27 protein-coding genes are annotated in these 24521 nt (G+C 63.6%); 3 read left to right on the top strand and 24 right to left on the bottom strand.

What is annotated here, in order from left to right:
• The first annotated feature begins 476 nt into the window (after window positions 1-476).
• Entirely contained in the window at window positions 477-2216 is a 1740-nt protein-coding gene (locus CH290_RS17445; protein ID WP_371828562.1) for a metallophosphoesterase family protein, read from the top strand.
• On the opposite strand, the gene CH290_RS17440 is transcribed toward CH290_RS17445, so the two are convergent.
• Both CH290_RS17440 and CH290_RS17435 read right to left on the bottom strand, forming a co-directional pair.
• Entirely contained in the window at window positions 2171-2893 is a 723-nt protein-coding gene (locus CH290_RS17440) for an aspartate/glutamate racemase family protein (RefSeq protein WP_019667660.1), read from the bottom strand. The genes CH290_RS17445 and CH290_RS17440 overlap by 46 nt on opposite strands.
• A gap of 3 nt (window positions 2894-2896) precedes the next feature.
• Window positions 2897-4312 carry an MFS transporter gene (locus CH290_RS17435; protein WP_019667661.1) on the bottom strand — a complete coding sequence of 472 codons (1416 nt, stop codon included), beginning with the start codon at window positions 4310-4312 and terminating at the stop codon, window positions 2897-2899.
• Window positions 4313-4574: 262 nt separating this feature from the next.
• On the opposite strand from CH290_RS17435, the gene CH290_RS17430 reads away from it, so the two are divergent.
• Window positions 4575-5249, top strand: coding sequence for a GntR family transcriptional regulator (locus CH290_RS17430; RefSeq protein WP_019667662.1), 675 nt, complete (start codon window positions 4575-4577; stop codon window positions 5247-5249).
• 46 nt (window positions 5250-5295) lie between these two features.
• Here the strand turns inward: CH290_RS17430 and CH290_RS17425 are convergent, their stop codons facing one another.
• Window positions 5296-5961, bottom strand: coding sequence for an SIMPL domain-containing protein (locus tag CH290_RS17425; protein ID WP_033187984.1), 666 nt, complete (start codon window positions 5959-5961; stop codon window positions 5296-5298).
• 126 nt (window positions 5962-6087) lie between these two features.
• On the opposite strand from CH290_RS17425, the gene CH290_RS17420 reads away from it, so the two are divergent.
• A complete protein-coding gene (locus CH290_RS17420; protein ID WP_170947614.1) occupies window positions 6088-7161 on the top strand; it encodes a DNA polymerase IV in 1074 nt (357 codons plus the stop codon).
• Here CH290_RS17420 and CH290_RS17415 read toward each other — a convergent pair.
• From CH290_RS17415 to CH290_RS17315, 21 genes are all read right to left on the bottom strand, one after another.
• Window positions 7135-8130, bottom strand: a complete 996-nt coding sequence (locus CH290_RS17415) for an MBL fold metallo-hydrolase (RefSeq protein ID WP_033187982.1) — start codon at window positions 8128-8130, stop codon at window positions 7135-7137. The genes CH290_RS17420 and CH290_RS17415 overlap by 27 nt on opposite strands.
• Before the next feature lie 93 nt (window positions 8131-8223).
• A complete protein-coding gene (locus CH290_RS17410) occupies window positions 8224-8631 on the bottom strand; it encodes a CoA-binding protein (RefSeq protein WP_371828561.1) in 408 nt (135 codons plus the stop codon).
• Window positions 8628-9023, bottom strand: a complete 396-nt coding sequence (locus CH290_RS17405) for a DoxX family protein (protein ID WP_019667667.1) — start codon at window positions 9021-9023, stop codon at window positions 8628-8630. Before CH290_RS17405 ends, CH290_RS17410 begins: the two co-directional genes overlap by 4 nt.
• A gap of 49 nt (window positions 9024-9072) precedes the next feature.
• The gene (locus CH290_RS17400) at window positions 9073-9540 is read right to left on the bottom strand and encodes a heme-degrading domain-containing protein (protein ID WP_230595454.1); all 468 of its coding nucleotides are present in this window, start codon (window positions 9538-9540) and stop codon (window positions 9073-9075) included.
• Complete coding sequence (mgrA, locus tag CH290_RS17395; RefSeq protein WP_019667669.1) at window positions 9537-10589, bottom strand: L-glyceraldehyde 3-phosphate reductase; 1053 nt, start codon at window positions 10587-10589, stop codon at window positions 9537-9539. The genes CH290_RS17400 and mgrA overlap by 4 nt, the downstream gene beginning before the upstream one ends.
• A gap of 13 nt (window positions 10590-10602) precedes the next feature.
• Entirely contained in the window at window positions 10603-11214 is a 612-nt protein-coding gene (locus tag CH290_RS17390) for a bifunctional 4-hydroxy-2-oxoglutarate aldolase/2-dehydro-3-deoxy-phosphogluconate aldolase (RefSeq protein WP_033187981.1), read from the bottom strand.
• Entirely contained in the window at window positions 11202-11945 is a 744-nt protein-coding gene (locus tag CH290_RS17385; protein ID WP_019667671.1) for an IclR family transcriptional regulator, read from the bottom strand. The genes CH290_RS17390 and CH290_RS17385 overlap by 13 nt, the downstream gene beginning before the upstream one ends.
• Before the next feature lie 26 nt (window positions 11946-11971).
• A complete protein-coding gene (locus CH290_RS17380; RefSeq protein ID WP_019667672.1) occupies window positions 11972-12880 on the bottom strand; it encodes a sugar kinase in 909 nt (302 codons plus the stop codon).
• Complete coding sequence (locus CH290_RS17375) at window positions 12873-14378, bottom strand: tripartite tricarboxylate transporter permease (protein ID WP_033187980.1); 1506 nt, start codon at window positions 14376-14378, stop codon at window positions 12873-12875. The genes CH290_RS17380 and CH290_RS17375 overlap by 8 nt, the downstream gene beginning before the upstream one ends.
• Window positions 14375-14884: a tripartite tricarboxylate transporter TctB family protein gene (locus CH290_RS17370; RefSeq protein ID WP_019667674.1), complete on the bottom strand. Its 510-nt coding sequence runs from the start codon at window positions 14882-14884 to the stop codon at window positions 14375-14377. The genes CH290_RS17375 and CH290_RS17370 overlap by 4 nt, the downstream gene beginning before the upstream one ends.
• Window positions 14881-15867 carry a tripartite tricarboxylate transporter substrate binding protein gene (locus CH290_RS17365; RefSeq protein ID WP_230620844.1) on the bottom strand — a complete coding sequence of 329 codons (987 nt, stop codon included), beginning with the start codon at window positions 15865-15867 and terminating at the stop codon, window positions 14881-14883. The genes CH290_RS17370 and CH290_RS17365 overlap by 4 nt, the downstream gene beginning before the upstream one ends.
• A 130-nt stretch (window positions 15868-15997) precedes the next feature.
• A complete protein-coding gene (locus tag CH290_RS17360) occupies window positions 15998-17122 on the bottom strand; it encodes a YbfB/YjiJ family MFS transporter (RefSeq protein WP_033187979.1) in 1125 nt (374 codons plus the stop codon).
• A gap of 27 nt (window positions 17123-17149) precedes the next feature.
• Entirely contained in the window at window positions 17150-18400 is a 1251-nt protein-coding gene (locus tag CH290_RS17355) for a cupin domain-containing protein (protein WP_033187978.1), read from the bottom strand.
• A gap of 5 nt (window positions 18401-18405) precedes the next feature.
• Window positions 18406-18660: a hypothetical protein gene (locus CH290_RS17350; RefSeq protein WP_019667678.1), complete on the bottom strand. Its 255-nt coding sequence runs from the start codon at window positions 18658-18660 to the stop codon at window positions 18406-18408.
• An 82-nt stretch (window positions 18661-18742) separates the two neighbouring features.
• On the bottom strand, window positions 18743-19579 hold the full coding sequence (locus CH290_RS17345; protein ID WP_052082957.1) for a hypothetical protein: 837 nt from the start codon (window positions 19577-19579) through the stop codon (window positions 18743-18745).
• A gap of 28 nt (window positions 19580-19607) precedes the next feature.
• Window positions 19608-19904: a cupredoxin domain-containing protein gene (locus CH290_RS17340; protein WP_371828560.1), complete on the bottom strand. Its 297-nt coding sequence runs from the start codon at window positions 19902-19904 to the stop codon at window positions 19608-19610.
• 8 nt (window positions 19905-19912) lie between these two features.
• On the bottom strand, window positions 19913-20251 hold the full coding sequence (locus tag CH290_RS17335; protein ID WP_033187976.1) for a plastocyanin/azurin family copper-binding protein: 339 nt from the start codon (window positions 20249-20251) through the stop codon (window positions 19913-19915).
• Window positions 20252-20261: 10 nt separating this feature from the next.
• Window positions 20262-21827 (bottom strand): multicopper oxidase family protein, encoded by a 1566-nt coding sequence (locus CH290_RS17330; protein WP_170947616.1) that lies wholly within the window; start codon window positions 21825-21827, stop codon window positions 20262-20264.
• Window positions 21828-21847: 20 nt separating this feature from the next.
• Entirely contained in the window at window positions 21848-23161 is a 1314-nt protein-coding gene (locus CH290_RS17325; RefSeq protein ID WP_033187974.1) for a TolB-like translocation protein, read from the bottom strand.
• Window positions 23158-23856 carry a methylamine dehydrogenase light chain gene (locus tag CH290_RS17320; RefSeq protein ID WP_020112685.1) on the bottom strand — a complete coding sequence of 233 codons (699 nt, stop codon included), beginning with the start codon at window positions 23854-23856 and terminating at the stop codon, window positions 23158-23160. Before CH290_RS17320 ends, CH290_RS17325 begins: the two co-directional genes overlap by 4 nt.
• Before the next feature lie 32 nt (window positions 23857-23888).
• A complete protein-coding gene (locus CH290_RS17315; RefSeq protein WP_020112686.1) occupies window positions 23889-24500 on the bottom strand; it encodes a redoxin domain-containing protein in 612 nt (203 codons plus the stop codon).
• Window positions 24501-24521 lie beyond the last annotated feature (21 nt).

The raw sequence follows: 24521 nt of genomic DNA, 5'->3' as shown, positions 1-24521 counted from the left end.
CGGAAGCTAAGCCCTCCAGCGCCGATGGTACTGCACCCGACAGGGTGTGGGAGAGTAGGACACCGCCGAACACACTTTCACAGCACACCCCCGGGAACCCCACGGTCCCCGGGGGTGTTCTGCATACCCGAACCAAAAACGCACCACCATGCAGGACCCCCACGAGCCACAGGTCGAGCACACCCGCCGGAAAACACCCCCCGAATGTGCGCTGACACCATCTCCACGCGCACAACAGGAGGGTGAATCCACCCCGTCCGCCAGTCAGAGACACAGACGCTCACCCCAGTGCCGGACGCTCACCCCAGTGCCGGACGCTCACCCCAGTGCTAGCACTACGCCGTGCATCCGACACAACGGCGAGCATCCGTCACGCAGGTCGAGCGAGGTCCTTTTGATACTCGTTCGTTCCGTTCTTCATCGCTGTTCACGTCGACTTCATCGTCAAGTCGATCTTTTGCGTCGGTAAGTATTCTTTGCAGCGGAACAGTCGGGGTATGCCGATGAATCCGCGAGGAGAAACCGTCGCCGCCGGGGTTCCGGAGGCTCTTGCTGCTGATATGACCATGGCGGAGCAGCACGATTGGATTCGTTCGTTTCTGAAGCGGAATCCTGTATCCCGGAGACGCTTTTTGGTTGGCTCGGCGGCGACTGCTGCGGCGGCTGCCGTGGGGAATGCAGCGTGGTCCGGTCGTGCGTATGCGCAGGATGCGCCGCTGGCGGTGGGTGGTCGTCACACGTCGTTCGGTGTGGATTCGGCCACGCAGCTTCGATTCTCGGCTCAGTTGTCGCGAAATCCCGGGGTGACGGGGGTGTTCCTCGATCATGGGCCGACGCCGGCGCTGGGGGCGACAACTGCAGCGGAGGTTCGCAATCTGGTCAGTCAGGTGCCGCAGACCGACGGCGGCATCCTCGGTGCCGAGCAGTTCTACGTTCACGTGCCCGTCGACGGTCTGGCTCCCAAGACTCCGCATTTCTATCGCTGGCGTACCAACGACGGGTGCGTCAGTGATGTGCAGACGGTGTGGACAGCGTTGCCTCCAGGGCGGAGTGCTCCGTTCCGCTTCACGATGATGGGCGATCAAGGTGTCGATGAAACACCCTCTCGGCCGCCGGGCCTGAAGGCAGGGGATTACGACGATCTGTACTACAAAGCCGACAACGAGCCATCCGTTCGTCATGCGGCGAACATCGTCGGGCAGATCGCGGCGCGCAGACCGGACTTTCATGTTCTGGCGGGCGACATCGCGTACGCGGATCCGTCGGGCGCCGGCCTCCCTGCTCAGTTCGCTCCCAGCGGGGCGACTCAGCCGAAAGGTTTCGACAAGTACAACCCTTTCGTGTGGGACGGCTACTTCGCAGCCATCGAACGAAGTGCGGCGAGCACACCCTGGTTCTTCGCCACGGGTAACCACGACATGGAAGCGTTGTACGGTGCGAACGGGTACGGGGGACATGCGGCCAGGCTCGATCAACCCGAGAACGGTCCTGCTGGCTGCCCTTCGGTCTATTCGTTCGTGTACGGCAACGTCGCCGTGCTGTCGCTCGACGCCAACGATGTGTCGTACGAGATCAAGGCCAACACCGGCTACAGCGGCGGCCGGCAGAACACATGGGTGGAAAGGTCCCTTGCACGATTCAGGGCGGATCCGAACATCGATTTCGTGGTGTGCTTCTTCCACCACTGTGCCTACTCGACTACCGAAGCCCATGCATCCGACGGTGGTGTTCGCGACGCATGGACTGAGTTGTTCGACCGCTACGAGGTGGATGTGGTTCTGCAAGGGCACAATCACGTGTTCGAACGAACCGACCCCATCCGGGCCGGACGCTCGACACGGACGGCGGCCGACCACGCCGTCGTGTATCCGAAGTCCGACGGGACGGTGTATTACACGGTAGGCGGTGGCGGCCGGCCTCGGTACACATTTCAGCCCTCCGAGCAGGAGACGTACAGAGGAAACGAGTTGCCGGACAACGCTGTTCCGAACAGCTACGTCTGGACGCCCGACGGTGAGAAGGCCACTGAAGCCGTCGGGTGGTCTCGGGTTCGCTTCAGAAACTACTCGTTCGTCTCCGTCGACGTCGCTCCCGGGATTCCCGGAATCACATCTAGCGAGATGAAGATTTCCGCGATCGACGAGTACGGCCGCGAGTTCGATCGCGTCACCTATCGGCGAGATGTCCCGATGAGCGGTGTGTTCGGTTCGTCCTGATCGAGGTCGTGGTTCGATTCCATGCGTTCGAGCACCCACAATGCAGCGCTCGGAACAGGTTCCACGATCACCACGTCGGTACGGAGGGCGAGCTGCCGAGCTGAGTCGCTGAGCGGACCGCCGCCGATGATCACTGCTTCGGCGCCCGCCGCGGCGGCGTCGTCGACCGCTGTGCCGAGTTCGTCCACGGTGGCGTCGAGATCTCGGGCGAGGACGAGCGGGTCGGAATCCGTCAGAAAGATTCCTGCGAAATCAGCATCGGGGCTGCAGTGTCGTACCAGCGTCCGCAACGACGGCTCCAACAGCGGTGTGGTGGTCGCGATGGCAAATCGTCGCCCTCCGCAAGCTGCTGTCGACACTGCGGCCTGCCCGATTCCGACGACGGGAATGTCGACGAGCTGCCGAAGGGCAGCGACTCCAGGATCTCCGAAGGCGCCGACGATCACCGCGCAGGGCCTGTGCACGTCGATACCGGAGAGCGCTGCAGCAACGGTGTGTTCGGCCGCCTCGTCGAGAGCCTCGGCGTCGACGATCATGCTCGGACCCGCCGCTGCGGTGACTCCGACGACGTCGTATCTCGATCCGTCCATAGCTTTCTCGGCAACCGCGACGAGCATGTCGGTGGTCGAGGCGTTGGTGTTGGGGTTGACCACCAGAATCGTGGGCACGCTGCTCATGAATCAATCATCCTCTGGCATGGGGTGTCCGAAGGTTTCTCGGGGGAACTGAACTGCGACGGCGCATACGACGAAGAGTGCGGTGAGAACGGCGAACATCGCGGGGACTCCTGAGCTGTCCAGTACCGCTCCGGCGATCAAGGGGAACAGACCACCCGAGAGAGAGCCGATGGCAAGGATGACGGAGGTGGCGAGTCCGCGAATGCGAGTCGGGTACTGCTCCGGGGCGAACAGCCAGATGGTGGTGTTCAGAACAATCACCGAGAAGTTGAAGAGTGCACCGAAGAACAACACCAGTCCGATGTCGGTGGCGAAGAAACCGAAACCGAGTGCCGCGGCGGTACCGAGGCTTGCACCGGCCGTCAGGGTGATCTTGCGGGGAAGCTTTCGCGCGATCAGGGCCGCGGTGACCGCGCCGATCAGGGAACCCGACTGCATGACGAGCGTGTACCAGAGTGCACTCGTGATCGACATCCCACGTTCGGTGAGAATGATGGGAATGAGCGTCAGCATGGAGATTTGCGCGGCGTACGACATGCAGACTGCGACACCCAAGGCGAGCGTGCTTCGGCGATAGCGCGCACCGAACATCTCGGTCCACCGAACCTTGGGGGCAGCCGTGTCCGCTGCGAGCGTTGTCTTGTCCAAATAGACCTCCTCGGAGCCGAGAATTCCGCGGAGCTTGCCTTGAGCAAGGCGGTTGATGACGGTGTTGGCCTCGTCGATTCGTCCGGTGGCCGCCAGGTATCGGGGAGTCTCCGGCAGTGACCTCCGATAGAACACCACTGCGAGTGCAGGCAGAACCAGCATGCCGAACAGCCATCGCCAGCGGTCCTCGCCGGTGAAGATGGCGAACACGATGACGCCGAAGAGAGGGGCGAGCATGTTGCCCAGTCCTGCCGCGGCGACGTTGATCAGCCCGACGGCTGTCCCTCGGTGCCGAGCCGAGAAGAACTCCGACAGCATGATGACCGCAACGGCTATTTCGCCGCCGAGTCCCAGGCCGACGAGGAACCGCGCCGCGACGAGAACTTCGTAGTTGGGTGCGACAGCGCACAGAAGCGATCCGAAGGCGAACACCAGAAGGTTGGCGCCCAACAGAGTTCGACGGCCGAGACGGTCCATGACGACACCTGCGAGAATGCGACCGAGGGCAACCGCTGTGAACGTAGCGGTGTTGAGCAACCCGATCTCGGTGCCCCCGAGGCCCCAGTCGGCGCGGAGGACCGGTCCGGAGATGCCGACGGCGTTCTGCTCGATGGCGTCGAAGAAGACGCCGAACAACACCATGGCGACGATCCCGATGTGAGCGGAGGTGAGGCCGATACGTGAGTACGCGGATTCGATCTGTGTGCCGAGTGTCGTTCGTTCGGCGGGTGAATCCTGTGGAGAGTTCATCGACGAGGGCAGGGTGCTCATCCCGGTGTGCCTTTCGCGGCTGGTGGTCGATGGATACCGTCGTTGGTATACCAAATGATGAGCGAGAATCTACGGCCGGATGTCCGCTGTTGGGTTTCCGTTCTGTTAAACACATGTAAGAGCGGCGACTAGATGGCGTAACACGAGCTCGCTGACGTCGCCGCGTGTTGGGCTGCATCATCGAGTTCGGCACTTGGTATACCTGAGGTGGTGTTGCTGTTGGTGCTGGTACACATGGGCGAGCAATGATGGAGGACAGTGCATGGAACAGGGTGCAGCGTCGGCGAGTTTGTCCCGCCGTGTGTTCGACGAGATTCGCGCGCGCATACTCGATGGACGAATCCCGGCCGGTGAACCCTTGCGCGAGCGGGATCTCAGTGCCGAACTCGATGTGTCCAGGGTGCCGATCCGTGAGGCGCTTCCTATGCTCGAGGCCGCCGGACTCGTTGCGTTGTCGCCGCGTCGACCCGCCGTCGTGACAATGGTGACGCGGAGCGGAGTGGACGAACTGTACGATCTGCGCTCAGCGCTGGAACCGCTCGCGGCCCGAAAGGCTGCGTCCGCGGTCGCGGTGGGTGCTGATGTGTCGGCGCTCGTCGGTGCGGTGACGCGCGCCGGAGATGCGTTGGACGCAGGCGACCTGCCGTCGTTCCATCGCGAGAGTGGCGGCATTCACGCCGCGATCGAATCACTCGCAGGCAACCGGCTTTTCGTCGTCATCATGGAACCTTTGCGGGAACGCAGCAACCGGCTCAACGTCGCGAACATGGAACGCGACCCCAGCGTCAGGCACAACGAACATCTCTCGTTGGTCGATGCGATAGCCGAAGGTAATCCCGAACTTGCTGCGGCCGTTGCGTACTCACACGTCGAATGGGGTCGGCAGCGCACATTCGAGACACTGTCCTCGGTTCCGGGATTCGATCCGACGGCGTGATGCCAGTGGGGCGTCACGGCCACCTCCCGACGACTGCATCGAGGTGTCAGGTTGCGACGAACCGTGCGTGAACCTCGGCGCGAATGACGATGTCCTGTGGTTTGAGTTCGAATCCGTCGTCGGGTGCGGCATAGGCTCGAGATGCGACCACATAGTCCTGATGGGATGCTGCTGCAACACCGAGGAGTCCCGGGTCCGCTATCGCACGGGCGCTGACCGTCGATCGGCCCACGCTGTGCGCGAACACCTCTGCCTTGCTCTGTGCGTCCTGGACGGCACTCGCGCGGACTCGACGGGTGTTCTCGGCCGACGTCGCCTCGGTCAGCGACCAATCGAAGTGGCCGATGTCGACCCCGTCGAGCGCCGACACCGCATAGACGAACGCGTCGACCACGTCGATCTGGCTGAATTTCACCTCGATCGACGCAAGTGCCTGATAGACGTACGGCAACTGTTCCCCGTTGTGGTTGAACGGCCTGGACCGCGAGTGCCGCACTTGATCCAGAGCCCATGCGTCGATCGGGCCGCTCGAAGGGTTGTACAGCGGATCGATCAATCCGGTCAGCTCTCTGACCAGGCGGTGAGCAGGTTCGGCCGCAGCCTCGGCTGTGCGGCCGTCGGTTCGAACCGCCAGGCACACCGTGCATCGCTCCGGCGGGTACGTCGCCTGGCCTCGGCCGACGACCGTGATCTCGACAGGGTTCGACTCCATGATGGGAGTGTGGCACACAAGGGGTAGCGCTTCATTCGAGCGAACGACGCGTGTCTACCCGGCCCGCGGCGACATCCACGACCGGGGGATCGACGGGCGGTGCGAGGTTGGCGCAGAATGGGCGGCATGACCGCATCTGTGCGCCGACGATGGGTGCTGCATGTGGACATGGACCAGTTCATTGCGGCGGTGGAGGTGCTACGAAATCCCGAGCTGGCGGGGAAGCAGGTCGTGGTGGGCGGTAGGGGGGACCCGACCGAACGGGGAGTGGTGTCGACGGCCTCCTACGAGGCGCGGGCGTTCGGCGTCGGATCGGGGATGCCGTTGCGGGTCGCGTTCAAGAAGCTGCCCGACGCGATCTTCCTGCCGGTCGACGGGGAGGCATATACGGCGGCGTCGAACATCGTGATGGACGCACTCCGAAGCTTGAACGTGGTGGTCGAAGTGATGGGTTGGGACGAGGCGTTTCTCGGCGTCGAGACCGAGGATCCGGTGTCCTTCGCACGCAGGGTTCACGACACGGTGTTAGATGCGTCCGGGCTGCATTGTTCGGTCGGCATCGGGGACAACAAGTTACGCGCGAAGATTGCAACGGATTTCGGCAAGCCGCAGGGTATCTACACCTTGACGTCCGCCAACTGGTTCGAGGTGATGGGAGACCGCCCGACGGATGCGTTGTGGGGAATCGGGAAGAAGACCGCGAAGAAGCTTGCGAGTCTCGGTATCACCACGGTGTCGGAGTTGGCGGCAACCGACGATTCCGCGCTGGCAGCTGCGTTCGGTCCGAAAACCGGGCCGTGGATCGGAACCAAAGGGCGAGGGGTCGACCTGTCGCCGGTGTCCGCGGCGCCGTGGATTGCTCGTTCTCACAGCCGGGAAACCACGTTTCAGGAGAACCTGGAGGATTGGGAGGCGATCACCGAGGAGGTGAGGGCTCTGGCGCTGAAGGTGCGTGAGGACCTCGTCGCAGAGGACAGACCTGCTGTGCGGGTAACGCTGAAGGTGCGTTACGCGCCTTTCGAAACCCACACCACCACAGCTGCCCTCGACGGTCCGCCCACCTTCGACACACAGATCATTTCCGACGCGGCGGCCGCGTTGGTGCAGAGGTTGGACCACTCGCGCAAGGTACGCCTGATGGGCGTGCGCCTCGAGATGACGCCTCCCGCTGGTTCAGGCCCTGGCGAAGAGCGCGGGTGACGAGCCGGCGACCTGAACAACCTGGTTGCGGGACACCAGGTGTCGAAGATGCGCGGCAGCTTCGGACAGTGCGAGTGTCTTGTGGAACGGGGAGATGTCGCTCCAAGGTTTGTACCACTTCATGCGTTCGGCGACCTCCCAGACGGTGATCTCGTCGTCGGCGAATGCTTGACAGAGATGGTCGAGTCGTTCTTCGTGGTGCTCGATGAGTTCGCCCGCGCGCACTCCGACGTCGTCGATGCCTATTCCGTGGGAACCCAGTCCGCGCGTCACGTTCATGGACTGCACGTGGCGCAGCGAGTCGAAGAACTCTGCAAGCGCATCTCGCTCCTCGAGCGGGTAGACGAAGTTGCCGACGTGGGGTGTCGTCTTCTGCAGGACGTGATCGCCGGTGAACATGACGTCGGCGTCGGGCAGATGAAAGCACACGTGACCCGGGGTGTGGCCGGGGGTGAACACGGCCTGCAGATTCCGTCCGGTCAGCGCGATCGTTTCGCCGTCGCGAAGGATGCGATCGGGCGCCGAGTCGGGCCCGGTCGGCGGTTGCAGTTCGAGTTCCTCCCATGCGGCGATGTCGGCGTTCGGTGCGCCGGCGGCGGTCATGTTCGCGCGCTGGCGCTCGATCCACTCGGGGCCTCGCGGTGTCGTCATGTCCTCGAACTCTGCGTGGTCGGCCTCGTGCATCGCGATCCATGCTCCCGATGCCTCGCGGACGCGGCCGCACAGGCCGGTGTGATCAGGATGGAAGTGCGTCAGCACCACGCCCTCGACGTCGGTGATCGAGCGTCCGACGGCTTCCAAACCGGAGGTGAGGCCGGCCCAAGCGTTGTCGTCGTCCCATCCCGCGTCGACGAGGACCAGGCCGCCGGGAGACTCCATGGCGTAGACAAGCGTGTGGCCGAGCGGACTGTCGGTGATGGGGACGGGGATCTGGAGGATGCCGTCCCCGATCGCTGCTGCGTCGCTCATGCCTACCTCGTTGCTTGGTCCAAGTAATCAGTTCTTCTCTTCATACTGACCCTGGCGAGGAGCCCAAGGGAAATCGGGGTACCGATCGAGAGCTCAGCGGCGACGCCACTCGATGGCCGGGCAGGTGTCCATCACCATGGGAACCCCGGCGGCGAGAGTCCGAGCGAAGGCGGCTTCGTCGATGACGCCCAGCTGAAACCACACGCCTTTCGCGCCCACCGCGACGGCCTCGTCAGCGAACCGACCTGCCTGCTCGGATCGACGGAACACGTCGACGACATCGATCGGAAACGGCACCTCGGCGAGCGTCGCGTATCCCTGTTCGCCGAGAACCGTCGGCGCGTCCGGGTGAATCGGGACGACACGTTTGCCTCTGCGTTGAAGGAGGGAAGCGATCTCGTAGGCGGTGCGCTGCGGATTACCGGAAAGGCCCACGACGGCCCAGGTGTCGAGGTCGTCGAGCATCAGATTCACCGACTCGGATTTCCGCCAGGACGTCATGATCGCGACGCTACTCTTCGCCGTCGTCCGATCGCATCGGTGCACCACAACGCCCACACGATCAGCAGTGGCTGGAACAGCAACCGGACTCCGCGTGCGGCGTCGGTATCGAGACCGAACGCGTCGGTGTGCGTCAGGAACTGGCTGATGTTTCCCGGAAACACCGCGACGAAGAATGCCGCGACGATCCAGCCCACAGCCGGCCTACGGACGAACACGAGCGCCAGTCCCAGGGCTATCTCCACTACGCCCGACGCGAGAACGACGAAGTCGGTGTCCAAAGGAACCCACGTCGGCACCTGTGCGGCAAATTCTGTGCGCGCCCAGAACAGATGGCTGAAGCCAGCGAACATGAGAAAGACCCCGAGCAGCACACGCGCAATCGTCTTCATCCGTCGATCGTGCCGGAACTATGCCGCGCGCTCCACCCGGGGCTCCTTCTCAACCAGCCTCAGCGAATCCTCGGAGCTGCTCCATGACGAACGCATGGTCCTCGCGGTGCGGGAGTCCGGAGACCCCGACGTAGCCGACGATCCCGACACCTCGGACTCGGATCGGTACGACGCCACCTGCGGCTGCGTACTTCTCTGCGGGGAGGTGGGACTGTGTATCGAAGTCACGGCCCGTCGCGAGGAAGAATTCGAGCACACCCATTGAGCTCCGCCCGTACCGACGGGCGGTATTCAGCTTTCGCGACAACCAATGATCACTTTCCGGGTAGGCCCCGGGTAGCGCTGCGTGGAACGCGCGCTGCTCCCCGTGCACAACCCCGATGACCAAAGGCAGGTTCCGGGCGGAGGCGACCTCCCGCATCCGCCTGCCGAGGGCCCATACGTCGTCGTAATCGAACGCGTCCAATTCCACCGCCTGTTCGTCGGCTGTGATGGCGTCCAGGCCTTGGGTGCTCATGCCGTCGAGGACGCGAGCCATATATTCAGCTCGCCGTCGACCGCGTATGTATCGATCTCGGCGAGGTCGTCCCTTGTGAATTCCGGGCTCTGCAGCGCGAGAACACTGTCCGACAGTTGACCCGGACGGGACGCGCCGACCAGCACGGACGAAATGGGGGACTTCCGCAGTACCCATGCGAGTGCCATCTGAGCGAGCGATTGACCGCGACGCTCAGCGATCTTGTTCAGTGCTGCGACGTTTCGAAGATTCTTGTCCGACAGCATGCCGTCGCGCAACGTCTTTCCCTGTGTCGCACGGGACCCCTCCGGTATTCCGTCGAGATACTTCGCCGTCAACAATCCCTGTGCGAGTGCCGAGAACGCGATACATCCGATGCCCTGGGCTTCGAGAACGTCGAGCAACGCAGGTTCGCCATCCTCGACCCACCTGTTCAGCAAAGAATACGACGGCTGGTGGATGGCCAACGGCGTTCCGAGGTCGCGTAGCAGTTCGGCCATTTCGGCAGTGCGGGCTGCGGAGTACGAGGAGATTCCAGCGTAGCGAGCCTTACCGGAGCGCACGGCCGCGTCGAGGGCACGTGCCGTTTCTTCGAGTGGTGTGTTCGGATCGAATCGATGGCTGTAGAAGATGTCGACGTAGTCCAGTCGCAAACTGCGCAGCGAATGTTCGAGGCTACCGAGCAGATATTTGGAACCGCCGCCTCGCCCGTACGGCCCGGGAAAGAAGTCGTACCCGGCTTTCGTGGAGACGACGATCTCGTCACGTAGGTTCGCGAAGTCCTCTTCCAGGATGCGTCCGACGTTCTTCTCGGCCGATCCCATCGGGGGACCGTATCCGTTGGCGAGGTCGAAATGTGTGATTCCCAGATCGAAGGCGGCTCGGACGATGTCACGCTGCTTCTGGATCGGTGTGTCATCACCGAAGTTGTGCCACATGCCGAGTGACAGGGCGGGAAGCAACAACCCGGATGTTCCGACGGGGCGGTACTGCATCGAGTCGTACCGCGTCGTTTCCGGCCGGTAGACATCGTTGAGAAGAGAAGGCATGGTCGAAATTCTCCTATCGAGATACGAAAAGATTTGTAAGAAGGTCGATCTGGGTGTCGTCCTCGAGCGCGGATCCGACCGCGACGACGTGTGCGCCTGCCTGGAGGTATTCGGCGGCGTTGCGGGCGTTCATTCCTCCGGTAGCGACGAACCGCATCGCAGGGAACGGCCCTTTCATTGCCGAGAACCAGGCCGAACCGAGAACGGATGCAGGAAATGCCTTCACCCATTTCATGCCGAAACCCGCGGCCTGCTGCACGTCGGTTCCGGTGGCAACACCGGGCAGGTGGGGCATCGACAGGTCCATGCTCGCTTTCGCGACCGCGGGATCGAAGCCAGGAGCGACGGTGAATGCGGCACCTGAATTATAGGCCGCAACAACGAGTTCCGGACTGACCACCGTTCCCGCGCCCACCGAGAATCCCCGATCTGCTGCAGCGTTCGCCACTGCTTCCAGCGCGGCGACGGCGGCAGGGGACTGGATGGGTACTTCGATACAAGTGATCCCGGCGTCCCAACCTCGCTGCGCGAGCTCGACGGTTCTGGTGGGAGTGAATCCCCGCAGGATTGCCATTACCGGGGCTCCTGAGAATGCCTGGTCGAACCAGGTGTTCATGGTCTCCATCCGAGTTCCTTAGATACGTTGTCGGTCACTGCGCGTAGATCGGGCAGTAGTAGTTCGAGGGCTGCGAGGTCCGCACGCCCTTTCAGCGCGGTGATGGACACGGCAGCGACGACCCGGTTGCTAGCATCGCGCACCGGCATCGCGACACAGTTGACGTAGTCCTCGTATTCCGCGTCGTCGACGGACCATCCGCGCTCGGTGACGACCGCCAGCTCTTCGTCGAAGCTGGTTCGAGAGGTGATCGTCGTCGAGGTGTGTTTCTCGAAATCTGCTGCCGCCATCACGGAATCGACCACGTCCGGGCTTTGAAACGCGAGAATGGCTTTGCTGACGCCCGCAGTGTGCAGACACACCGGTGCGCCGATCTGAGAGAACAGTTTTATCATTCCTGGTTGTTCGATCTTGTCCACATAGATGATTCGTCGACCTTCGAGAGCGGCGAGGTGGATCGTGTGCAGGCACTGTTCACCCAGCCCGACGAGGTAGGGCCTGGCCACGTTTGCGAAATCGAATTGCTCACGCGCAGCGTTCGCCAGTCCGGCCAATCGGTATCCGACGCTGTACTTCCCGTCCTCGCGCTTGCGTGTGAGGCCGTAGTCGGTCAGGGTCTGCAGAACGCGCAGTGCTGTCGAGCGGTGCACGTCGAGGTGAGCGGCAATCTCGCTCTGTGTTCGAGGCGCAATCGCCACGAATTCCAGTATTTCCACTGCGCGTTCCACGCTCTGCGACATCGACTGCTCCTTCGGATGTGGCCGGATCAGACATCGAGTCCGGCTGCGGGGACGAAATCGTTGGTACTGGTAAGTGCTCGCGCAGCAAGATCGTGGCCCATCGTGAGCCTTCCGTGCGAATCTTTTCCGGTCGACAAACCCGACAAGTATCCGGCAGCGAATGCGTCCCCGGCGCCGACGACTTCGATCACCTGTACGTCGTGAGCGGGAACGAAGACCGACCCCGAGGCGGTGAACTCGGTGGCGCCGACGTCACCGTCCTTGACGACCAACTTGTCGGAATGGCGTCGACCAGCGCCGATCAAAGTACGGACCGACAATGCGTCGGTCGTACCCCACAGTTCGGCGGCTTCGTCGCGTCCGACGAAAACGATGTCGGCCCGTCGAGCCAGGTCGAGGAGGATGGGGGAGGCGCTTTCGATTCCCCATACCCCTCGCCGGTAGTTGACGTCGAACGAAATTCGAGTGGGTAGGTCCTCGCAGATGTCGAACAGTGCCTGCATCATCGCTCCGCACGAATCGGAGAGCCCGGCGTTGATGCCCGAGACGTGCACGTAGGACACGTCGGCGAGCGGCAGAGTCTCGAGCGTTGCAGGGGACATGAGTGACGCTGCCGAGCCTCGCCGGTAGTAGTGCACCGTCGTCACCCCGTCGTCCGGGTCCTTGAAGTAGACGCCGGTGGGTGCATCGACAAGGGTGACGTACGAGGTGTCGACGCCGTGCGCTGCTATGTCGGTGACAATGCGGGTACCTAAAGGGTCGCTGCCGACCTGGCTTGCCCACGCCACGTCGTGGCCTTGCTCGGCTAGGTACAGCGCGACCGTGGACTCTGCCCCACCCATGTGGAGCGAGAACAGATCTGCTGACACCAGTGGTGCCGCGTCGACAGGAGCGACCAGGGTCATCGTCTCTCCGATGCACAGAATGTCAGGCATCGATGCTCTCCTTCGGCTTCCGGCGTAAGCCCTTCCTGATACCGGTACGGAGATATGGTCCGAGGACTGCGAGTGCGCTGAGTACCAGAAGACCCACGGCTATTCCGCTGGTGTAGATACTTGCTGCCCCGTCGATGAGGAATGCGCGTCTGATGTTGCTCTCGGCCAGCGGCCCGAGAATGAGGCCGAGGACGAGCGGTCCGGCGGGAAATCCGTTTCGACGCAGCAACAGTCCGAGTAGTCCGAACACGAGCATCAAGGCAACGTCGAAAGCTGAGTTCTGGACCGCGTAGGTACCGACCATGCAGAAAGTGATGATGACAGCCCACAGGTACTTCTGCGGCAGGTCGAGCAGCTTGATGACCCCGCGCATTCGCACCAACGCCAGTGCGAGTGCAGTGAACGTGGCCAGCAGCATGATCGCCGCGAGGCTGTAGACCAGATCGGGTGAATCGATGAACAGCGCGGGTCCGGGTTGCAGTCCCCAGATGACCATCGAACCGATCATCACGGCCATGACGGCGTCTCCGGGTACTCCCAGTGCAAGTGTCGTGGTGAGTGACCCACCCATGGTCGCTGTGCTGGCGGTGTCCGCAGCCGCGAGTCCTTCGAGTGATCCCTTGCCGAATTTCTCGGGCGTCTTCGACGCGCGACGGGCCTGATCCCACGAGACGATGCCCGCGATGTCGCCGCCTGCTGCCGGTACGACTCCGACGACGGCACCTACACCGGATCCGATGAGAGCCGGTTTGACCAGTTCTCGACGTTCATCCCTGTTCGGCCACCACTTGCCGAGTTGCGTTATCGGAGAGGGGGTGTGGGTGGCGTGCCGACAGATCATCTGGTTGAACACCTCCGCGATCCCGAACAGTCCGACGATCGCTGCGATGAAAGGTATTCCAGAGCTCAGTTCGTTCAGCCCGAAAGTGAAGCGTCCGTCACCGGTGATCGGGTCGCGGCCGATCGTACCCAGTAACAACCCGAGAATGCCCGCGACGAGGCCCTTTGCGACGCGGCCTCCGGAAACCCCGATCATCATCGTCATTCCGAACACGACGAGCGCGAACATCTCGGCCGGTCCGAATCGAAGCGCGACGCTGGCTATCGGCTGAGCAGCGAAGATCAGGATGCAGATACCGATGACCGATCCCACGGCTGACACCAGTGCAGAGCTCGTCAGCGCGATTCCTGCCCTACCCTGCCGTGCCATGGGGAAGCCGTCGAACGTGGTGGCGATCGAAGCGGGTGTCCCCGGCGTGTTGATCAGGATCGACGGCACTCGGTCTCCGAACTGCGCTGCCACGTAGATAGACAGCAGAACGGACAGCCCCTGCAACGGTTCGAGCGTCAGAGTGAAACCTGCCGCCAGCGCCACTGCCATCGCCGCGGTGATGCCGGGTACGGCGCCGACGAGGGTACCGAGGAGAACTCCGACCAGCAGACACAGGCCGATGCTGGGGTCGAGGAGGGCGCTCAAGCCCTCGGTCACGGCACTCACAGCGGTACCCGAAGTAGCAGACCGAAGATCGCCCAAAGGATCAGCGTTGTGACGATAGGAAACAGTACGAGCGCCTTGATTCCCCGCCCGCCGGAAACAGCCGTGATCGCGGCGAGCAAGAGCACCGTGACGACACGGAAATCGAAGTACTGCCAGGCGAAGCCGTACACGACAATCGCCGCGAGTGTCGCGGTGAGCGCCACCGTTCCGGATTTGGTGATGGAAGGTTCGTCCGAGGAAATGCGGGTGAGGAGCGCGCTGGTGATCAGCACGAGTCCGATCGCGACCATGGATACGGCCAGAGCCGTCGGCCACCACCGGGGCCCGAATTGCTGGCCTTCACGAGCGATGTCGATCGACGCCGATGCGAAGTACACGGCAACGCCGACAGCAACCACGACGATCCCGATGGTGCACTCGTAGGCCTTGCTGTTCGGCGGCCGATCGTCCGGCTCTGTCCGATCTTCCGAAACACCGGGACTGATGGGGAGATCTCGGGTTGTCATTCCTGAGCCGCCAGTTGTTCGAAGCGATCGGATTCGGTTCCGACGAACGTGGTGGTCTCTTCGGCGGAACGGTAGAGGGGTAGGTTGCCGCCGGATTCGATCAGATCGATGTATTCGTCCGTGGCCGAGGCGGACTCGATCGCACTTTCGAGCTTGGAGGCCACATCGTCGGGAAGTCCTGCAGGTGCTGCGACAGCAGCCCAACTGCCGATCACGACGTCGAGCCCCAGTTCGCCGGCAGTGGGCACCCCGGGTAGCGCGGGAGCAGGCTCATCGGTGAACACCGCCAGTACGCGGAGGCGTCCGTCCGCGTGCGCTGGGGCGGTTTCCCCGATCCCGGCGACGACTGCGTCCACCTGGGAACCGACTGCTGCGGTCACCGCGGGTGCGCCACCGTCGAAGGGGACTCCGGTGAATTGCACATCCGCAACACGACCGAGTTCGAGTGCGCCTGCTTCCCAGATGGATCCGGGTCCTGCGTTGGAGACGGTGACGGCACCGGGTTCGTTTCGTGCTGCGGTCACGAGATCGTCGAGAGTCTGGAACGGGCTGTTCGCGGGCACTGCGATGGTTCCCGGTTGCGAGTTGACCTGACCGAGGAAGTCGTATGCGGCCGGGTCGATGGAGTACCCCTGATGTCCCAGTAGGCTGACTTCGACGGGGAGAACACCGATGGTGTAGCCGTTCGCGTCCTGATCTGCGAGATATTGCATTCCGATGGATCCTGCGCCCCCAGGGCGATTCTCGACGATGACACTCACTCCGAGGTCCGCTTCCATCTGTTTGCCGAGGGTGCGTGCTGTGAGGTCGGTCGCGCCTCCGGCGGCGGTCGGGGTCAGGAGCGTGATGTTCCCACTGGGAAAGTCCTCGTCCGACGAACCGCCACCGGAGCGGTCTGCGCAGCCGGTGATCGTCCCGATCATCAGGGCTGCGGCGCCACTCCCGATCACCAGGCGCAACGTCCGTGTGCTTGTTCTGTTCAAGGGTGCCTCCGAAGAATCTGTTGCACTGTGTGCAACACCGTTGCTCTATGTGCACATAGAGTAACGCACGTGTGACCCGTGGCATAGGAAATCTTTACTGTGATGCAGATCTATCGAGTCGGCAGAAGCGTCAGGCTCGAGCTTGGAGGCGTGACACTGCGACTGCGCCGATGTTGCCCAGTGCCAACACGACGGCCGCCACCACGAAGGCGGTGGAGTAGGAGTCGCCGAGCGCCGGGGCGACGACGAGGGGGCCCATGACCTGTCCGATGCCGTAGACGGTCGTCAGTGTTGCGGCCGTTCTCCCGATGGGCAGCCCGGCGGCCATGCCCATGGTCAGCATGGTGATGCCCATGAACGTGCCGCCGAAGAGAACTGCGGCGACGAGCGCGACCGCAGGGCTGTCGCTGACTGCAGGCAGGATCGCGGACACCGTCTGCAGGCCGAAGGCGGCGACGAGTGCTCGCGGCGGTGTGATGCGTTGGGCGACCGCGTGCCACAGCACGGTTGCCGGAACTGCGGCGCACCCGACGACGATCCACACCACGGGGCCGACGGACGAGCTTCCGTGTCCGCCGACGGCGGCGACGAGGAAGGTGCCGACGATGATGTATCCGAGTCCTTCGAGGAAGTACGCAGCAAGCAGAACTCGCCAGATTCGGTGTTCCTGCGTCGAGGGCCCGACGTTGCCGCTGGGCCGCCTGGACTCGGCGCGAATTTCGAGCGCGAACGTAGGTGAGATCACGACGGCGGTCAGTGCGGCGGACGCAATCCACAATGCCTGCCACGAAAGATGTTGTGCTGCAACGAGAGTGAGAACGCCGGACGCGGCGATTCCCGCTCCTACACCGCCGAACGCGATGCCGGGTGACGCGCCGACGTGCCGCGCGACGGTGCTCGCGCAGCCGAGGAACACGGCGGCGCTCGCCAGACCGGCGACGAACCTGAGTATCGAGAACACGAGGGTGCCGTCGGCGAACGCCATCGCGACCTCGCTGGCGACGAGCAGGGCGACCCAGGCACGGAACGCCGTTGTGCTGTTGAGGGTGGGGCGGAGCGACAGAAGTATCGCTCCCACGAGGTAACCGGTGTAGTTTGCCGTCGCGATGACTGCGCCGCTGCTCGGCGTGACTCCGGCGGAGTCCACCATGATCGGTAGGAGAGGGGTGAAGACGAACCGGCCGACGCCCATCGCTGCGGCGAGTCCCGCGGCTGCTGTGAGTGAGACGCGGCGGCCACCTGCGATTCCGTTCACTCGGCTAACTATACGTGCGGGAGCAGATCACTCCGACGGCACAACGATGCCCTCTTTGAGTAGCCGTTTCACCACCACCAGCGCGCTGTCGGGGTCGAGACCGCGCATGTCCGCGACACGGCGGGATTGTCCGCTGCGGAGATCGTCGAGTGCACCGGCGCACTCGTCGGGCAGGGAGATCGTCTTGTCGCGAAGGCCGACGTGGACCCGTCCGTTGCTGCGGGTGATGCGAGGGGACAGCCCCTGCCTCCATCGGACCACGGAAGCAGCGTCGAGGGCGGCGATGAACGCGACCGTGCGCAGCGGATCGACCGGTGCCGGTCGAGTGATCGCGACCAGGCGCGCGGCCAATTCGTCGGCGATCGCACGGCGGGCATCCGGATCCGATCGGATGCGTTCCAATGCCGCTGCGACGTCGTCGAGTACGCGGTCCACGTGTGGTGCGGTCGAGTCCGGATCCGTCAGGTCCAGTCCCGCGGGCAATGGCTCGCGGATGCGCGCGTCGTCCTGGAGCGCGCCGAGAACGCGATGTGCGATGTCGTAGTTGTTGAACGACGCCACGCCGATGGTGAGATGAATCGTCGTGTCGCCCAATGCTTCCGCGGAATGAATCCATCCCCGCGGCAGATAGAGGACGTCACCCGGCGTCAGGATTGTGTCGAGGTACGGCGTGTTGCTGGCCTGCTTCTCGACGGCTTCGCGCCGGTCGGACCACGGTTGGTTCGACAAGGGATGCGTATGAACGGGAGGGTGAATCATCCACCGCTTCTCGCCACTGATCTGAAGGACGAACACGTCGTGCACGTCGTAGTGCGGCGAGAACCCCGTCGAGGCGGCGGGGGTGATGTACGCATTGACCTGACTCGGATGACCGAGGTCGTCCACCAGATCACGGGTGAAGTCGATCAGCGGCGGCCACAGGCGATGAAGTCCTTGCAACACCAGCGTGTGTCCGTCGGCGAACGCGGACAACACCGCGGACGAGTCGAGCTGATCCGGCATCTCGGCCCCGAAGCCGGCCGACGACGTGAACTCGGACTTGTCCAGCAGCGCGCCGTCCTTGGCCATCCGTGCGAAGGGAGTGCGGACGCCGCGGTGCGACACCAGCTCGTCGACGTCGGACGGAGTCAGCAGATCCTCGAATGTGCGGTCGAGTTCCGAGGCGCGGGTGAGCAACGGCGTGCGCCCCCACACCTCGTCGGAGAAAGCGCGCTCGGGAATGGAGATCAGACGACCGAGCGCGGACCGGAATTCCGGTCCGCGCTGGTCTGCGTGCATGTCGCTCAAGCCGAGCCGTCCGCACCGCCGTCGTGTCCGTTCGGGTTGGAACCGCCGTCCGCGGGTCCTTCACCCGGACCTGCGGTGCCGTCGGCTCCGCCGTCGTGGCCGTTGGGGTTGGATCCGCCGTCTGCGGGTCCTTCACCCGGGCCTGCGGTGCCGTCGGCTCCGCCGTCGTGGCCGTTGGGGTTGGATCCACCGTCAGCGGGGCCTTCTCCGCCGGATCCGCTGGTGGTGATGTCGTCGTCGTTGATGCTCATCGAAAACCTTCCGGTCGACCTGACTTCTGGGAACGAGGGGCTGTCCCCGCTCGAAGTCGTGGATTGACGGTTCGACGGGCTTCTAAACAATCCCCACGGTGGCGAAGGCAGCGAGACCGATCAACACAGCGCCGGTGATGGCCTGGACTCGCCGATCCACGATGCACATCAAAGAGAGGAAACCGGGCATCGAACCGCCTCGACGGGTGTACAGCAGGGCGAACAGGCTGGGCATGCATCGACCGAGCGATACCGTCACGAACATCGCAGCCCCCAGGGCGGGCGATCCCACAGCCGCTACTCCCAGTGCCAGAAGGTAGTACGCGCTGGACCTGATGTAGATCAGGAAACCAGGTCCGATGATGGCGCCGAACAGCAACGACACCTTCCACGGTTCCATGCTGCGTCGAAGGTGCCGAGGGAGTTGCTGTCGACGCATCGGTGTCGGCATCTTCAGCAGTCCCGTTTCGTGCAGACCGTAGGCCAACGACAGCGCAGCCCACACGCCGAGCACAAGCGCGACGGGCACTGCGCCCAGTACGAATCCGCCGACGGCGCCGAGGGCGGCACCCGTGATCGACCCCGTCGTCACGGAACCCAGTGCGTGCCAGGCGAGCCGACGCGCAGGAGTCGACGCACCCCTGCGTCCGGGCTGCTTGGGCGCCACGACGACACCGGCGACGGACATCCCGCACGTCGACCAATTGGCCGCAAGAGCGGTGATCGCTCCCGCCGCGACGACCGCGCCCGTCAGGCTTGCTGCCGGCGTGGGCGAGAACACAAGTGCTGAGCCTGCGCCGAGTGCCGCGGCGGCGGACGCGAGAAGGGTGCGGCTTCCGAGACCTACCGACGCCCTGAGCGGCGGCCTGATCTGCGGCATATCCTGCTGCAGTGCGGTGTGATCGATCATGGTGGTCATCTGTTACCTCCTCGGTGCATGGCTCGCGTCAACCGACGTGAACCGTTCCGGACATGTACGGGTGAATCGAGCAGTGGTACTCCACGTCACCAGGCGTGTCGAACGTGAATCGAAATGTGCTGTCGCCGTTGACACCACTGTCGAAGACACCGTCGGCGTGAACCTCGTGAAGAAGTCCTCCATCGTCGAACTGCCATTCGACGGTGCCCCCGACGGGAACGAACACCTCCTGCGGTTCGAAGCGGACGTTGCTGACGAGCACGGTCGCGTCGATGTCGGGTTCGGACGCACACCCGGAGGCGAGCAGCAGAATCGAGATCGACACGGCGGTTCTCAGTCCTCGACGACGACGGTGCCGAGCATCATCGGGTGCGGGGTGCAGTGGTAGTCGAATGTGCCTGCCTCCTCGAAGGTGTAGGTGTAGCTGCCCTCGGTGAGCAGTTCACTCTTGAATGTCTCGTTGCTCGATTCGACGACGTCGTGGGGTAGCCCGTTGTCGTCGAATACCCACTCGACCGTCTCGCCCTTCTTGATGGTCACCGACGCCGGGCTGTAGCTCATGTTCTCGACGCGGACGGTGGCAGCCGGCTCGTCGCTCCCGGAATCACTGCTGCAGGCGGTGAATCCGAACAGGGCCGCCAGCGCGAGTGTCAGAATCAGAAGTTTCTTCATGGGTTACCTCTCATCGGATGTACATCAAGTTGGCCGTCATACCGGCTTCGAAGTGGTAAGCGTTGTGGCAGTGGAACATCCACTCGCCAGGGTTGTCGGCGTCGAATTCGATTGCGAGCGATGTGCCGGGCAGTACGTTGACGGTGTCTCGGCGGAGTCCGCCGTACTCGGGCACCGCGAACGTGTGACCGTGTGTGTGCATCGGATGCCACATGGTCGACGTGTTGTTCATCGTGATTCGAACGCGTTCACCCTGTTTCATCACGAGTTTGCCTGCGTCTGCCCCGGCCATTGCCCACACGTACCGGTCGCCGGCCTGCAACAGGTCGACCCGATAGTCGCGGTCGGGAGACTTGGGGGTCAGTACGGTCTTCGCGGCAGGACGCAGCGAGCTCTCGAGCACGAGCTCGCGGCCGAGTTCGGGGATGGACCCTCCCACATCGGGATCGGTCAGAGGCGCCGCATCAGTAGTGCGCAGCACCGTCGACGCATATCCCGGGCGGCCCTCCACCGCAGCGACGATCGGCCATGCACCCGACGCCACTGTGACCATCACGTCGTAGCGTTGCGCCATCCCGACGAGGATGGCGTCGGCCTCGGTGGGCACGACGGCGTAACCGTCGACCGCGATGATCGTCATACGGTGACCGGCAACTGCGAATCTGTACGGCGTCTCCGCTCCCGCGTTGACTATGCGTAAACGCAGGCGCGAACCCGGTGCAGCCTCGACCACTGCGGGGTCGTTGGGCGGTCGACCGTTGATCAGGTGCATCGGGTAAGCGATGTGCTGCGTCATCCCGCCGAGCGCCTGCGAATCTCCGTGGCCTGTCGACGTCAATGCAGTTGCAACGGTGGCTTCGTCGGTGCCGACAGGAATCGGAGCGTTCGCGCCGCCGTGTCCGGCATGGCCACCGCCGTGCAGATCGGGGTTCAGTGCAGCCATGACCGCGTCCGGGCTCGTCCCCATGCCGTCCACCCAGTCGTCGAGCACGAGGACGGCATCGGCGTCGGCCCCGGATGTGTCGTCGGGATCCTCCACGATCAGTGCACCGAACAAGCCGCGGTCGGCCTGAAGTCCGGAATGCGAGTGATACCAATATGTTCCAGGATCCGGTGCAACGAACGAGTAGTCGAACGTCGAACCGGGCACGATGGCGTCCTGCGTTACCGGCGGCACGCCGTCCATGTCGTTACGGATGCGGATTCCGTGCCAGTGGATGCTGGTGTCGGACGGCAGCGAGTTCGTCACCGACACGCGCACGGTGTCGCCTGCGGTCGATCGGATCTCGGGAGCGAGCGCACCGGTCCCGTAAGTCCAGGTGTCGACGAACCGGCCACCCAGGTCGACGGTCCCGAACCCGGCAGCAAGTGCGTACGCAACCGTTCTGCCGGTGGACGACCGCGCAGCCTCCGCTGCTGAGACCTCCGGGTCGGTGGGCTTGATGTAGTCGAGCTTGTCGGTCGTGCCGGATGCAGCGTCCGACGAGGAGCTGCATCCGGTCACTCCGAGTACGCCGATTCCCGCCAGGCCGACGCCTGCTGTCGCCAGGGACAGGAATCGGCGTCGGCCTAGCATCAACCGGGGGTCCGGTCGAGTCACTCCATCACCTCGGGTGTGATCAGGTCGGTGATCGGCGTGACGGCGCCGTCGATGTCCACCGAACTGACCTGCGCGCCGGTCGAGGCGTCGAACCCGACGAGCTTCTGTGGTGCTTCGCCGTCGACCTCCTGCCCGTCGCCGAGTACGTAGAACGTCGTGCCGTCGACGCTGTACGCCATGGACGAGAAACTCTCGATACCCATGTCCGCGAGGGCCAACGACTTCACCGGTGCAAGGTTGGCGGCGTCGAAGAGTACGACCTTGGCGACGGACCCCCCGCGCGCGGAGTCCGGATGGACGATGCTGTCGGTGTAACTGATGGCAATTCGGCTGGCGTCGGCGTTGACGACGTTCTCCGAGAACCGTCCCGACGGGTCGCCCGCGTTGCCGATCGGCGCAACGGTGTCGGTGGGCAGTCCGCCCGACACGTCGAAGAGGTACACGTCACCGTTCTCGCTGACCAGCAATGCCTTCTTGGCTTCCTCGGCGAACGTGGTCTTCCGGGCACTGACGAAGTCGTCCGGTAGCACCTTGCCGCGTCCGACTTCGGTCGGTACGCCGTCCTCGCCGATGTTGACGTGCAACAGTTCCCGGGTGTCTTCGCAGACGCTGTACAGGTCGTGCCCGACCATCCAGGTGAACGGGCCGCACCCGACGATGCGGATGGCACCGGATTCCGTGCCCGCTTCGAGGTCGACGACTCGGATTCCGTACAGGCCGTCGTCCCAGCTGACGAAGTACTTGCCGTCGGAGGTGACCGCGTTCGATCCTTCGCGGGAGTGCACACGGGCAACGTCGGGGAGCGAGGCTTCCTTCGGCTCGAGGAGATTCCCGGAGTACGTGCTCACGGTGAAGTCCGCAGCTCCTCGTGATCCGCGTGGGCGCCACACTTCGGCGGCGATGACGGCGGGGTCGCTCGCGCTGTCTCCGACGAATCCGTGTACGACTGGATCCCAGATGCCTGGTCCGACCGTGATTCGTGTCGTGACTTCACCCGTTGCCGGATCGAGCGCGTTGACGGTCATCTCGAGTTTGCCGAAGCCGCCTTCTATGCCGAGGATCTGATCGGCGCCGATCGGGGTGATCTCTGCGACGTGCAACGGTTCGGGAATCTGGCCGGTGATCTCCTGGTCTTCCTCCCCGAGGCCGATCCCCTCACCTGGAACGGTGAATTCGACGGTGGGGTAGGTCACCTCGGTCGACGATGCGGACTCCTCGGTGTCCTCGCTGGAAGAACTGCAGGAGGTGACGGCGAGCAGTGCCGCGACCGGAACGACCGCGATGGCTGCTCTGCGGCTGTGTCGTGTCACGAGCCCGCACCCACCTTCGGGCGCGCAGCGGGGCGTGCCTGGCAGTCGGCGCCGACGATCGGAGCCATGGTGCAGGTGTATGCCTGAGACTCGTCCGAGACACACCAGATGATTTCCTGGTCGTAGCTGCCGCTGACGGGGTTGTACATCGATGCTTGCATGTCCGGCTCGCCGCAGAATGCGTTGGAGCAGCTGGGGGCTCCGCAGCAGTCGTAGTACGCGATGAGGTAAGTCTTTCCGTCTGCCGGGTTGGTGCAGCAGCCGACCCAGAACTCCGCGCCGGGCTTGGATCCCGGTGCGCACGTGGTCAATCCGCCGCCTTGACATGCAGCACAGGACGTTCCGTCCATCGAACACCAGCGCCAGTAGTCGCATTCGGCCGGGTTGCTGCCGTCGTACTCGGGAACCTGGGGCTCCGGGGTCGGGGCCGACGGTGTTTCTTGGGCGTACGCACGCGACACCGGGAGCGAGCTGACGATGGCCACTCCTGATGCGCCGAGGGTCCAGCGCCCGATACGGGAGATCATCGATCGGCGTGAGACACGCTCGGAAAGCTTGCGCCCTGATCGACTCGCGAAACTACCGCCGCGGCCTGCCATCCACTCGGCTTGCTCTGCGACGACGCTTTCGTCAACGGGGTATCGCTGTTCGGTGGGGTTCGCGTGATCGCTGTGGTCGTGGTCCTGATGATCCATGTGTTCTCCGTCCTTGTTCGGTTGGCGAAAAATCAAGCGACGCCGCGGTTGGCAGCGGCCTGGGTGTGAAGGTGCTGCAGGGAAGGTGTGCCGGATTCCAGTGCGTTGAGCAAGCTTTCGACCTGCGCCATGTGATTGCACAGGCCCTTGGCCTTGATCTTGCCGTGCTCGTCGAGCATGACTCCGAAGGGAGTGGTTCCGACCTGGTAGGCGATGCCGACGTCGCGTCCGTCGACGTAGCTCATCTCACTTCCGATGCCGGCGCCGGCGAGGAATTCCGCGTGTTCTTCCGGCGTACCGTCGGAGATCACGACGATGTCTACGTCGCTCTCGCCCTTCGCCATTGCCTTCATACCGGGAAGCAACGACTTGCATGTCGAGCACCCTGGTGCGGTGAACAACAAGAGCTGTGGACGGTCCCGGTGGCCTGCGACGCTGACCGTTCGCCCGACATGATCTTTCAGGCCGTGGAACGTCGGGCCGACCTGCTCGATCTTGGGTCCGGTGTCCATCATGCGGGCGCCCAGAGGACCGAGACGTACTTGTACGCGCCCGATTTCGCGGGCGAGCCCGAGAATCATCAGCAGAAGTCCGACGACGGCCGCGGCCAGCAGGACGACCATGGTGGTGAGGAAGACGGTCATGACGAGTGGGCCTTTCGAGTG

It is taken from the genome of Rhodococcus sp. 06-156-4, from assembly GCF_002259345.1.
GTDB classification, from domain to species: domain Bacteria; phylum Actinomycetota; class Actinomycetes; order Mycobacteriales; family Mycobacteriaceae; genus Rhodococcoides; species Rhodococcoides fascians_E.
The sequence above is the reverse complement of the archived record's forward strand: the minus strand, read 5'-3'. Positions and strand labels throughout refer to the sequence as shown.